This is a genomic window from Catenulispora pinisilvae, assembly GCF_015356865.1.
Classification (GTDB): domain Bacteria; phylum Actinomycetota; class Actinomycetes; order Streptomycetales; family Catenulisporaceae; genus Catenulispora; species Catenulispora pinisilvae.
The window spans coordinates 1-513 of record NZ_JAAFZA010000590.1 but is presented as its reverse complement, the minus strand read 5'-3'; the positions used below and the strand labels follow the sequence as shown (position 1 = coordinate 513).

The following is a 513-nucleotide window of genomic DNA, read 5'->3' as shown; positions in this document are numbered from 1 at the left end:
GAGGCCTTTCGCGGCCTACCACGTCCTTCATCGGCTCCTGGTGCCAAGGCATCCACCGTGCGCCCTTAAAAACTTGGCCACAAAGATGCTCGCATCCACTGTTCAGATCTCAAACACCCACCGGCTCACCACTCCGCATACGGAAGCCACCAGACACCCCCGCCAACAGGCAGGAACCGGTATAGCGACCGCGAAGCGATCCGGCTCTGAAGAACACAACAGCCGGTCTCGATTAAGAGAACCGGCTCGCTGTTTCCTCAGGACCCAACAGTGTGTGACAAACAAGCATGTGATGTTCCACCCGTGAGCGCCGGCACCACCACGAAAGGATGGTCAACCGGACTGCTCTGCACCGCAACCACACACCCTGTGGTGTGTCGCCGGCGGTGAGAGGCTCCTTAGAAAGGAGGTGATCCAGCCGCACCTTCCGGTACGGCTACCTTGTTACGACTTCGTCCCAATCGCCGGTCCCACCTTCGACAGCTCCCTCCCACAAGGGGTTAGGCCACCGGC

Annotated in this window: 2 rRNA genes; both read right to left on the bottom strand. The window is 60.0% G+C overall.

The features are described 5' to 3' along the window. Positions 1-79 (bottom strand): 23S ribosomal RNA (locus tag IZR01_RS49550); the annotation flags it as partial. Between the two features lie 323 nt (positions 80-402). Continuing rightward, a 16S ribosomal RNA gene (locus IZR01_RS49545) occupies positions 403-513 on the bottom strand; the annotation flags it as partial.